Source organism: uncultured Tateyamaria sp., assembly GCF_947504105.1.
Taxonomy (GTDB): Bacteria; Pseudomonadota; Alphaproteobacteria; order Rhodobacterales; family Rhodobacteraceae; genus Tateyamaria.
The window spans coordinates 1-470 of sequence record NZ_CANNGP010000168.1; the positions used below are offsets into that span (position 1 = coordinate 1).

The 470-nt window shown below is 50.9% G+C and carries 1 protein-coding gene and 1 pseudogene; both read left to right on the forward strand.

Annotated features, from left to right (window positions below; all coding sequences use genetic code 11):
- The first annotated feature begins 204 nt into the window (after positions 1-204).
- Positions 205-369 (forward strand): hypothetical protein, encoded by a 165-nt coding sequence (locus Q1A75_RS24075; protein ID WP_299641565.1) that lies wholly within the window; start codon positions 205-207, stop codon positions 367-369.
- A 23-nt stretch (positions 370-392) separates the two neighbouring features.
- Positions 393-470: pseudogene (locus tag Q1A75_RS24080) on the forward strand (IS3 family transposase); the annotation flags it as partial.

A 470-nucleotide genomic window follows, 5' to 3' on the forward strand; every position in this document is an offset into this window, starting at 1 on the left:
AGATCAGACATGTTCACCGCTTTTTGCAGCCGTGAAACACGCCCCGCAGCGGAAATCAATGGGTCCTGAGCCTAGGCTGCACGGAGAACCAGCGACTGGACCCAGCCCGAACCGGACATTGGTTTGTGACAGTTCCGTGGCAAGTCGCGGACTCATGCAGACATTGCGCTTGTTTGGTCAATCGCCTGTCGGATCTTAGCTCTCATGGATCCTTTCGCACGCCGAATTCGCCAGCACTTTTTTCAAGCATCGCCGCCAGCCTTCCCTGATGATTTCCAAGATTGGCGATTGAACAAAGCTTTTGAAGAAACTAGTTTTTTTGAGGGCAAGGGTTGGGATGGGTTTTTGATTGACGATTTTGACAGGTAAATCTGCTGTCACTCGTTCTTTCCCAAACCTACAGAACAAGAAAACAGGCGCACGCAGATGTCTTCGACTACATCAAACGCTTCTACAACTCGAAGCGCCGC

Coding starts and splice junctions, on each gene's coding strand:
- Q1A75_RS24075 (WP_299641565.1), top strand. CDS start 205: ATGGATCCTTTCGCACGCCGAATTCGCCAGCACTTTTTTCAAGCATCG.